The organism is uncultured Sphingomonas sp., from assembly GCF_913778135.1.
Classification (GTDB): domain Bacteria; phylum Pseudomonadota; class Alphaproteobacteria; order Sphingomonadales; family Sphingomonadaceae; genus Sphingomonas.
This window is the reverse complement of sequence record NZ_CAJYVU010000181.1, coordinates 1-10,237: the sequence shown is the minus strand read 5'-3', so window position 1 is coordinate 10,237 and position 10,237 is coordinate 1. Positions and strand designations below refer to the sequence as shown.

Annotated in this window: 10 protein-coding genes and 1 pseudogene; 7 read left to right on the top strand and 4 right to left on the bottom strand. The window is 65.2% G+C overall.

From position 1 onward, the window contains the following. Nucleotides 1–12: 12 nt before the first annotated feature. On the bottom strand, nt 13–804 hold the full coding sequence (locus tag QZ847_RS15930; RefSeq protein WP_294358402.1) for an SDR family oxidoreductase: 792 nt from the start codon (nt 802–804) through the stop codon (nt 13–15). A 461-nt stretch (nt 805–1,265) separates the two neighbouring features. On the opposite strand from QZ847_RS15930, the gene QZ847_RS15925 reads away from it, so the two are divergent. Both QZ847_RS15925 and QZ847_RS15920 read left to right on the top strand, forming a co-directional pair. Then, entirely contained in the window at nt 1,266–2,186 is a 921-nt protein-coding gene (locus QZ847_RS15925; protein WP_294358399.1) for an NmrA/HSCARG family protein, read from the top strand. A gap of 94 nt (nt 2,187–2,280) precedes the next feature. Then, the gene (locus QZ847_RS15920; RefSeq protein WP_294358397.1) at nt 2,281–3,111 is read left to right on the top strand and encodes an enoyl-CoA hydratase/isomerase family protein; all 831 of its coding nucleotides are present in this window, start codon (nt 2,281–2,283) and stop codon (nt 3,109–3,111) included. 45 nt (nt 3,112–3,156) lie between these two features. Here QZ847_RS15920 and QZ847_RS15915 read toward each other — a convergent pair whose 3' ends face one another. Further along, entirely contained in the window at nt 3,157–4,296 is a 1,140-nt protein-coding gene (locus QZ847_RS15915; protein WP_294358396.1) for an amidohydrolase family protein, read from the bottom strand. 80 nt (nt 4,297–4,376) lie between these two features. On the opposite strand from QZ847_RS15915, the gene QZ847_RS15910 reads away from it, so the two are divergent. From QZ847_RS15910 to QZ847_RS15900, 3 genes are all read left to right on the top strand, one after another. Further along, nucleotides 4,377–5,174, top strand: coding sequence for a helix-turn-helix domain-containing protein (locus QZ847_RS15910; RefSeq protein ID WP_294358393.1), 798 nt, complete (start codon nt 4,377–4,379; stop codon nt 5,172–5,174). A 106-nt stretch (nt 5,175–5,280) separates the two neighbouring features. Continuing rightward, nucleotides 5,281–5,997: an SDR family oxidoreductase gene (locus QZ847_RS15905; RefSeq protein ID WP_294358390.1), complete on the top strand. Its 717-nt coding sequence runs from the start codon at nt 5,281–5,283 to the stop codon at nt 5,995–5,997. Further along, nucleotides 5,994–6,767 carry an SDR family oxidoreductase gene (locus tag QZ847_RS15900; RefSeq protein ID WP_294358387.1) on the top strand — a complete coding sequence of 258 codons (774 nt, stop codon included), beginning with the start codon at nt 5,994–5,996 and terminating at the stop codon, nt 6,765–6,767. The genes QZ847_RS15905 and QZ847_RS15900 overlap by 4 nt, the downstream gene beginning before the upstream one ends. A 7-nt stretch (nt 6,768–6,774) precedes the next feature. Here the strand turns inward: QZ847_RS15900 and QZ847_RS15895 are convergent, their stop codons facing one another. Both QZ847_RS15895 and QZ847_RS15890 read right to left on the bottom strand, forming a co-directional pair. Then, on the bottom strand, nt 6,775–7,317 hold the full coding sequence (locus QZ847_RS15895) for a nuclear transport factor 2 family protein (protein ID WP_294358384.1): 543 nt from the start codon (nt 7,315–7,317) through the stop codon (nt 6,775–6,777). Nucleotides 7,318–7,330: 13 nt separating this feature from the next. Then, a complete protein-coding gene (locus QZ847_RS15890) occupies nt 7,331–8,533 on the bottom strand; it encodes a cytochrome P450 (RefSeq protein WP_294358380.1) in 1,203 nt (400 codons plus the stop codon). 167 nt (nt 8,534–8,700) lie between these two features. Here QZ847_RS15890 and QZ847_RS15885 point away from each other — a divergent pair, with 167 nt between their 5' ends. Both QZ847_RS15885 and QZ847_RS15880 read left to right on the top strand, forming a co-directional pair. Continuing rightward, the gene (locus tag QZ847_RS15885; protein ID WP_294358377.1) at nt 8,701–9,486 is read left to right on the top strand and encodes an SDR family NAD(P)-dependent oxidoreductase; all 786 of its coding nucleotides are present in this window, start codon (nt 8,701–8,703) and stop codon (nt 9,484–9,486) included. Nucleotides 9,487–10,050: 564 nt separating this feature from the next. After that, nucleotides 10,051–10,237: pseudogene (locus tag QZ847_RS15880) on the top strand (electron transfer flavoprotein subunit beta/FixA family protein); the annotation flags it as partial.

The window sequence follows — 10,237 nt, the reverse complement described above, 5'->3', positions numbered from 1 at the left end:
TCGATCATGGGCTCACTCATATCGAATGCTCATGCCGCCATCGGCGGCAATGGTCTGCCCGTTGACATAACTGCCGGCTTCGCTCGCCAGCATCACCACGACGCCTGCGATCTCGTCCGGCTCGCCGACACGACCAACGGTCGAGCGGGAGAGTTCGCGGCTGAGCGTCTCGGGATTGTCGATCAGTCCGGCGGCCATGTCCGTTCGAATAAGACCCGGTGACACGGTATTGGCGCGCACGCCTGCCGCGCCATGCTCGACCGCGATGTTGCGAATATACTGCATCGCGAGCGTCTTGCTGAGTGTGTAGCTTTGATAGATCCCGCTGCCGAAGTGCGCGGCGATCGAGCCGATGTTGACGATCCGGCCCCAGCCGCGCCGCGTCATCGCGGGCAGCACGCGCTGGGAAAGAATATGCAGCTGCCTGAAATTGCCGTCGATCGTCTTGGCGAGAACGGCGTCCGTCATCTCCGCGCTAGGCCCGACATGAATATGAAGCCCGGCATTGGCGACAAGGACGTCGATGGCGCCGAACGCCGCCTCGCCGGCGTCGACCAACGCGGCCAGTTCGTCGGCGCGGGTGACGTTCGCCGCAACGGCGATGGCAGAGCCGCCATCGGATTTGGCGTTTATCGCGTTCGCGACATCCTCGGCTGGCCCTAGTTTGCGGCCGGAAACGATGACGTTCGCTCCGTGCTGCGCCAATCGCTCCGCGATTGCGCGACCGATGCCGCGGCTCGATCCGGTGACGAGCGCGGTCCGGCCCGTCAGGTCGAACAGTGTGCCGGTGAAACGGTCGCTCATCGTGGGTACCCCTGCGGCCGGCCGACGATCGCCTCGACAGTGCGCCCGTGGTCGGAGCCGCAGACCAGTGGCCGGCAAGACGCCGCTACAGGCCGTGAGAAGGAGGCGACGCGGATCAAGCAATCGACGTGCAGGTCCTCGGGCGTGTCGTGCATGGCGTCCCTCGTTTGCGGACATGCTATGATGACAGAGCTGCGCCAGCCAGCTGGGGCGCCCGATATCGAGAGGGTGATTGATAAGGCTGCGTGACTGGTAAGCCCGCCGGACTTGCGCCACGCTTCCCCGTGTCGGCCCGTCGCAACCGAAGATCGATGCGCTAGGTGACAGGCCTGTCGCCCGGAAACGAGTTTGCGAACCTGTCGAATGCCCGGCGCAAGACGTTTCCAGGGCCTCGTATCTCTCGTGGATGCGGCGTGCGGACCGACACCCGGAGTCGCCTGACTACCAAGAGGATTCATCGCATGACCGATCGCATCATTCTCGTCACCGGTGCGACGGGCGCACAGGGCGGCGCCACCGTCGACGCGCTGCTCGACACGGGCTTTCGCGTGCGCGCATTGGTGCGCGATCCTTCGGCGCCGGGGCCGTCGGCGCTGGCTGCGCGTGGCGTCGAGCTGTGCAAGGGAAATTTCGACGATCCCGAGAGCCTAGCCGCAGCCGCGGACGGCGCATGGGGGGTGTTTTCGGTTCAATTGCCGCCGACGCCCGGCGATCTGGAAAGCGAGGTCCGCACCGGTCGTCACTTGATCGAGGCCGCGAGGCAAGCCGGCGTAGAGATGTTCGTCCACACCTCGGTCGCGCGCGCCGGCGATCAGACGCAATTCGTCGACTGGGATGCGGGGCGCTGGTGGCCCGATTACTGGAACGGCAAGTCGGGCGTGAACGACCTCGTCCGGCAGGCGGGCTTTCCCCACTGGGTCATCCTGAAGCCTGCGTTCATGATGGACAACTTCATTCCGCCCAAGGTAGCGTACATGTTCCCCGGCTTCGCGCGGGGCGCGATAGAAACGGCGATGAAGCCGGACACGCGTCTCGACCTGATCGCCGCCGCCGATATCGGCCGGTTCGCCGCCGCCGCCTTAGCCGACCCGGCTCGCTTCGATGGTAGGGAGATCGACCTCGCCGCCGAATCGCTGACGATGACCCAAGTGGCGGAGGTACTGTCCGCGGTGAGCGGCAAACCGGTAGTTGCTCGCTCGATGAAAGGTGCGGATGCGCGCGCCGCCGGAGTGATGCCCGGGTTGGTCGAAAGCCAGCAATGGGCGAATGTTGAAGGCTACAAGGTCGATCTGGACCGGGCGAACGGCCACGGCATCACCCTCGAACGTTTCGCCGACTGGGCAGCGCGCCGCCGCGACCGCATCGAGATCGGCGTAGCCTGACCTGCCGGACATCGCCCCAGCGATGGAGGAAGGTGCGGCTTGCCCGGCACAGGTGCTCGCGGCACCGTTCGCCGAATCATCCGGGAGCAACGCCGTGTCCGAAGACCTGACCCTTTACGCTGCCTTTGAGCATCTACGCTTCGAACGACCGGCGCCGTTCGTCCTGCGCATCACGATCGACAACGCGGCGAAGATGAACGCCCTCGGCGGCAAGCTGGGCCATGAGATCGAGGAGGTGTGGGCCGTCGTCGATGCCGATCCCGACACGCGCGTGGCAATCGTCACGGGGGCGGGGCGCGCCTTTTCGGCGGGCGGCTCCTTCGACGAGATGCCCAACGACGTGCAGCGCGACAGCCTAGAGCAGTTCTGTCACGATTTCGGCAATGCGCGACGGCTGGTCCACGCGCTGACGACGATGCGAAAGCCTCTGATCTCGGCCATCAACGGACCGGCAGTAGGGGCGGGGCTTGCGATTGCGCTGCTCGCCGACATTCCGATCGCCGCGAAGACCGCCAAGCTGTTCGACGGACACCTCCGCGTTGGCGTTACGCCGGGGGATCACGCGGCGATGATCTGGCCGCTGCTGTGCGGGCTGGCCAAGGCGAAATACCATCTGCTGACCAACGAGCCGGTGACGGGCGAGCAGGCCGAGGCGATGAACCTGATCGCGCTGTCGGTCGAAGCAGAGGCGTTGCAGGACAAAGCGGTCGAGGTCGCGAGCAAGCTTGCCGCGACGGCTCCGAACGCGCTGCGGATGAGCAAATACGTGCTCAACCATTTTCTGCGCCAGAACCAGACAGTCTTCGATCTCTCCGCGGCGTTCGAGATGGTCAATTTCGGCAGCAGCGAGGCCAAGGAGGCGATGCGCGCGCTTCAGGCCAGGGAGACGCCCGTCTTCCCGCCTACGGGCGAGGACTTCTACTGACGCTTCGTGGCCTCCGGATCGATCCGGAGGCCGCGGCCCGTCAGGTCACAGGTTCCAGAGCTTGGCGGCGGTACCGCCGACGACCATCTTCGCCTTTTCGTCACCCAGCGTTTCGAAGATCTTGCGGATCTCGCCGCGCGACTCGCCGAACACGCTCTCTCCATGCGGATAGTCGCACGACCAGAGCAGGTTGCCCGTCAGATCGTAGTCCTTCGCCGCCTTGAGCCCGACATCGTCCTGCATGATCGCCGCGTAGCACTGTCGACGGAAATAGAAGCTCGGGGGATTGGCCAGCTTCGGCTTCATCTCGGTCTCGTAGACCTGATAGACACGATCGGCGTCCTGCAGCGTCCAAGGCACCCAGCCGAAACCGCCTTCGCAGAACACGACTTTGAGCTCCGGATGCCGCTCAAGAATGCCCGAGAAGGCGAGGATCGACCAGAGCGGGCGATACGGCCCGAGATTCTTGGTCAGGTTTGCGCCGGTCGCGCCCTTGCCCCGGAACTCCATATACGCGCCGATGTGGAACATGACGGGGATGCCGCTCTCGGCGATCGCTTCCCACATCGGTTCCATCTTCGACGAGTTGTAGGGCACGTTCTTGGGCGCCGATGGGATTTCAAGCGCCTTGATGCCGAGCGCCTTCATCTTGGCGATATAGTCGCGCGTCGCCTCGGGCTCATAGATCGTCGGCAGGATGCCCACGCCGACGAGGCGGTCGGGCGCGATCGAACAATATTCGCCAAGCCACTCGTTATAGACGTCCATGCAACGGGTGAAGAACGCTTTGTCCTCCATCCGCACCAGCGACATTGCGCGAGAGTGAAAGAACAGCGAGGTGTCGATGCCCTCTGCATCCATGTCCTTCAGGCGTTCGTCGCGGTCCCACATGCCCGGACGCCCTTCGCCCACGTCTGAGTCGAGGCCCGGGACGTCATAGTTCATGCCGTCGACTTCCATGTGGAACTTGCCGTCATCGCCGCGCCACAGCTTCGGGGCGCGATCCTTGTCCGCCCCCTTCAGCCGGTTCTCCCACAGATGCATTTCCTCCATGCCGTGGTCGTCGACCGAGACGATGCGCGTGCCGGCGGGCGGCCGCCAGCCATCGTCGCGCGAAACGCGGTGCATCGGCCAATCGATGGCGTCGCTGGAAGCCGAGACGGCGCGGGTGTCTTGAAAGTCCATGGCAACCTCTCTATTCGCTCTGTGAATAGCTTAATCGCTATGCGAGTTGACATAACAAGGTTGCTGACGGGAGTCAAAGCATGGAGCAGCAATTGGCATCTGCCGGCAACGAAGACCGTCAATTCGTCAGCGCGCTTGCACGCGGCCTGTCGGTGCTGCGGTGCTTCGATCGCCCCAAAATCGAGTTGACCACAGCCGAAATCGCGCGGCGAACGGGGCTTAGCCAGCCCACTGTCTGGCGGCTCTGCTATACGCTGATCGAGTGCGGGTTCCTGGTGAGGGCGCCAGGCGGTGCAGGGCTGCGTATCGGCGCGCCGGCGTTGACACTCGGCTATGCCGCCGCGCGCGGCCTCGATGCGCCTGCGCTCGCGCTGCCCTATATGCAGCGGCTCCTCGATCAAACCGGCGGAAGCACGACGTTGAGCATGCGGCAGGGTGCCGAAATGGTGGCGGTGGAGCAGCTCAACGGCGACTTCGTGGTTCGCGATCAGCCCGTCGGGTGGCGTGCACCCATCGACACGGTTTCCGCGGGGCTGGCAGTTCTGGCGGCGCTGCCGCCCCCCGCTCGTGAAGCGGCGATCAGCGCGATCGACTATCGCGATGCGGCGCGACGCGAGCGGCACCGGACGCGGATCGACGACGCCGTCGCGGCGCTTGCACGCGATGGCGCGGTGCGGTTGGGAAACATTCTCGACGGACGCTACACAGCGGTGGCAGTGCCGCTGTTCGAGACGGGATCCGAGCCTTCCGTGCAATGGGCGCTTACTTGCGGTGGGTTGGCCGCCAGCTGGACTGGTCAGGATCTCGACATGGCGGCCGCCGTGCTGGTTGAGACGCGAGCGCTGCTGGCGCCGGCATTCGCGGCACTCGGCGGATAATCCTCATCACATTCGCGGGGGCCTGCGCCGTGCCGCGCCATCATCGTCCTTGTGATGGGTAATATCGGCCGATTGTTCACCGGCCGGCCTGCGCTATCGTTTCACGATGAGCCAACGGCTCGGCGGCAGATGGGTAGGTATGATAATGGCTGAACCTGGTCCCGAACTGGTTCTCTATACTCACGGCCTGGGGGATGGCAGTGGCCTGCTCGCCGACGCGCTGCGCGATCAAGGTGCGGGCGTGCGCGTGGTACGCTCCGAAGCGGTATCGCGCGCCAACCTTCGCACAGCCTTTGCCGAGGCTTTGGATGATGCTCGTGTGGCGATCGTCGCGTTCGCGCCCGCGGATCGCGGCGCGGCACGGCCGCTGCTCGACTGGACCCCGGATGACTGGCGGCGCTGCGCCGACGAGCCTCAGCTGCGGTTGCTCGAGGTTCTGCAAGGGCTGCGCGACGCGCTCGCCGGGCGTTCGTGCTCGGTGGTGCTGCTCGGCGCCAGCATCGGCATGACGGGCGCCGCCAATCACGCGGCGCTGGCCACGGCGACGGAAGGGCAGCGCGGGCTGATGAAGGCGCTCGCACGGCAATGGGGCGACAGCTGGCGGCTCAACTGGGTTTCGGTGACCGCGCCACTGATGTTCCCGGATATTGGCTACGGCGATATTCCGGAGCAGTGCGAACTTGGCGAATACACGCCCCCGCTCGGCAGGCGACCCGATTGGGCGGATGTCGCCCGAACTGCCCTGATGCTCGCCGGGCAGGATGCCGGCGGTGTGACGGGTCAGACCGTGATGGTGGATGGCGGCGAATGGATGCTCCCATGAACAAGCCTCTGAACGGACGGATCGCGCTTGTTACCGGGGCGGGCGGCGGCATCGGCCGTGATCTCGCCTGTGCGCTTGCCGCGGCGGGCGCACACGTCGGGATCGCGGTGCGCCGCCCCGACACGGGGGAGGAAACCGCACGGCTGATAGAGGCGGAGGGCGGCGCCCGAAGTCTGGTGCTCCCGATGGATGTGACGGACCGCACTTCCGTACTGGTCGGCGTCGAAAAGCTCGCCGCCGAATTCGGCGGAATCGACATCATCGTTCACAATGCCGCTGCGCCCGACTCCGCCTATCCCATGCCCGCGGTCGACAGCGACGAAGCGGGCTGGCGACGGCAGGCGGACATCACGCTGGGTGGTGCGCTTTCCCTTGCGCAGGCCGGACATCCGTACCTGAAAGCGTCGGGTCGCGGGCGATTCGTCGTGATGACGTCCAACTTCGGCTATCACGGGGCGGCGATGAACGCGATCTACTCCGCGTCGAAGGCGTCGCTGCGCGGCTTCATCAAGTCGCTGGCGCGCGAATGGGGGCCAGATGCGATCACCGTCAACTCAATCTCGCCCGCCGCGGCAACCGAGGTGACCCGGGCCTTCTTCGGCCAGTTCCCGGCGATGGAGGCGGCGTACAAGCGCAAGTTCGCGCTAGGCGATCTGGGCCAGCCACGCCGCGACATCGGCGAGGGAGCGGTCGCGCTCTGCTCCGACTATCTGCGCTACATGACCGGACAGACGCTGTTTCTGGACGGAGGTATGTTTCCCTCGGCGTGATGATCCGTCAGGCGAGCCGTGCGGGATCGATCATCAGCGGGCGTCGGTAGGAGGCGTCGGTGCGATCCGTCGTCTGCGGGCCGTTGCTCGTCATCAGCCGGCGATAATCCTCGGGCAGGATCGCTGGCGACATCTCGTTGACCGATTCGTTGAAGCAGAGGCGTGCGGCGATCGCCCAGCGCCCGTCGCGACGTTCGTGCCGGTCGACGTAGCGGCCAAAGCACAATTGTGTCGGACCGCCGGGCACGGTGCCCATATAGGTGTAATAGCATTCCGAATGCGCCGTATCGCCGTCAAGTTCGATCGTCAGGTTGCTGATCGCGTGATGGGTTACCCCGTTGTGCGTATCGTGAAATTCGATCGCCCAGTCGCAGAACGCTTCCGCTTCCAGGACAACGACGCCGTGATCGTCAATCGCGTCAGAATGATAAGCGGAAAGCATCAGCGCCTTGTCCCGCCGATCAATCCCGCGGCAATAACGCAGCAACGCCGCTTCGATCTGCTGGCGGTCGGCAAGCTCGCGAACGGTGGTCTCAAGCGAAATGTTCATGATGCGACTTCCTTCACCAGACGAGCGGCAGATGTTCGACGCTACCGTTCACGCCGGTGCGAATGCGCGGCGGGTCGGCCGCGTCGAGCACGAAATCGGGGATGCGCGGCAACCATTCCTCGAGCAGGATCTTGATCTCCGCTCGAGCAAGCATCGATCCCGGACATACGTGCGGACCTGCGCCAAAGGTGGTCTTGGTGTTCGACTTGCGCGTGAAATCGACAGCGAGCGGATCGGCATAGTCGCGCGGGTCCAGCGCGCCGAACGGCGTTGCTAGCATGATCTTGTCACCCGCCCGCATCCGGACGCCGTGAAAGTCGATGTCCGAGGTCACGGTCCGGCCCGGGTTGGTCAGCGCGAACCGGCGCAGGAATTCTTCGGTCGCCGCCGCGGAAAGCCCGCGATCGGCGGCGAGCAGGTGCCGGTCCTCGGGATTGGTCGCCAGATGCTGCATGATGTGGCCCATCATCGAGGCGACGGTATCAAGTCCGCCGATCAGCAGCAGCGTCGTGACGCCCACCGCCTCGTGCATCGCGATCGGTCTCCCCTCGATCTCGGCGGTCGCAATCTTGCTGATGAGGTCGTCGCCGGGATTGGCAGCGCGTTCGGCGACGCGGCGACCGGCATATTCAAAAAGGAGGGCCAGCTTCTCCGCCTTCGGCGCGTCGGCCTGAACCTGTGCGGCGGCAAGCGGAAGCAGCGTTTCGCGATCCGCTTCGGGCAGGTTGACCATGTTCATGAAGATGCGAATCGGCAGGTGCTGCGCGAACTCAGTCACGAATTCACAACGACCGCGCGGTTGCAGGCGCTCGATCAATTCGACCGCCAGCGTGCGTGCCTCGGCCTCGCGCGCCTTGAGGGCGGTCGCGACGAAGGCAGGAGAGAAGAGCTTGCGAAATGCCTGTTGGCGCGGCGGATCGGCCTCGATCGGGACGAGGCGCGGGCGATCCGGCAGCTCGATCGGGTCGACCGATGCGCCCTCGCTTGAGGTGAAGCGAGACGCATCGCCGAATGCCTCCGCCAGATGAGAGCGCCGCGTGAGGACCCAATGGCCGCCGTTAAAGGGCGACCAGAAGATGTCGGGCACTCCGACCTCGCGCAGCCGGGCATAGGGGAGGTGATAGCTGTCGTCGTCGCCGGGGCGATAGCCGTCGAAATCAACAACGAGGTCGTCGGGGACGTGGCCGGGGACGGGCGAGCGGACGGCGGCGGCCATCTGGGTCTCCTGTGGTCGCTACCAAGCGTTGTCCCCGCGGCAGCGCAGGTCAACCATGGCCAGCGGCACGCGAACCAGACATCGGAAGGGCGATGTATGTCGGGAGTACGTGACGATGCCGTGGAAGCCGTCGCAGGACGGGTGTGGCTCCCGCGTGCGAGGATTTCATGATCGACTTGGCTCAGCTGTATGGCTTTCATGACCGAACCATCCTGGTGACCGGGGGCGGGCGGGGGATCGGCCGGGCGGTATGCGAGTTGTTCACCGCGGCAGGTGCCCGCGTGGCGGTCAGCGACATCGATGCCGGGGGTGCGGAGGCGGTCGCGGCGATGCTGCCCGAGGCGATCGCGTATCCATGCGACGTCTCGGACGAGGACGCGGTGACGGCGACCACCGCGCAGGTCGTGCGCGACTTCGGCCGGCTCGACGCCGTCGTCCATGTCGCTGCGATCTTCCCCAAGCGCGATTTTCTCAGCATGACGGCGGCGCAGTGGGATGCGCTCCACGCGGTCAACACACGCGGTACGTTCCTCGTCATGCGAGAAGCGATCAAGGCGATGAAGGCCGGAGGGCGCGGCGGCGCGATCGTCAACGTCGCGTCTATCAGCGGCGAGCGCGCAGCGGTGACCAACAACGCGAACTACGGAGCCTCCAAGGCAGCTGTCATCAATCTCACCCGATCGATGGCGATCGAGACGGCGGGCGACGGCATCCGCATCAACGCGGTGCTGCCGGGCGGTGTCGCGACCGAGGGGGCGAAGGCCGCGACCGAGCAGATGAAGGCAGACGGCCTGTCGCTGGGCGGGCCGATGACGGGGCCTGGGCGCATGCCGCTCGGCCGCGTCGCCGACCCGCGCGAGATCGCTGCCGCGTGTCTGTTTCTTGCTGCCGACGCAGCGTCATACATCACCGGCGTCAGCCTGCCCGTCGACGGAGGCTTTCTCGTCAGCTGACCGGCAATTCTCGAGCGTCGAGGACGATCGCCGATACACCGAGCCGTCCTTGTATCGACGGCCGCTTCATAGCGGTGGGAGCGGGGCCGCATGAGCGAGCCAATGGAATTTTCGGCAACGGGCGCCGTGCTGGTTGATTTGCGCATGCGTCGATCGCCTAATTTGACGAAGTGTTGGCCGTGGCTACGCGCGCAGGTCCGGACTGGGCGGCGGGAGCGGCGTTCGAGCAGAGCGCGATCCGTCGCAGGACCGCGGGCATTCTGCGCGAGCGAATCGAGGCGAATGCGGTAGTCATGACGCTCAAGCAGCGAAGCTGCTGTAGAAGTGCTGGCCGCGTCCTACCTGCGCGAACGCTGGACCGCGGAGAACGCTTGAACCCCATGTTTTGCGTAAGCTCGTGGGGCTCGACGCCTATCCCCAAAACCAAGCCCGCTTTGTTCGCGGCTTGAACGCGGGCAATCGCCGCTGCGATATGAGGGCGGGGGCGTCGATCTTCGAAGTAGGCCAAGGTAGGACGCGGCGTGAATGATCGTGCCGGGTGCCGGTCGGAGCGGAAGAAAGCGAATGAAGGTAATCGTCCCGGTCAAGCGCGTGCTTGACTATAACGTGAAGCCGCGTGTGAAAGCGGACGGGTCGGGGGTTGACCTCGCCAACGTCAAGATGAGCATGAACCCCTTCGACGAGATTGCGGTCGAGGAAGCGATCCGCCTGAAGGAGAAGGGTGTCGTGACCGAGATCGTCGCAGTGTCGA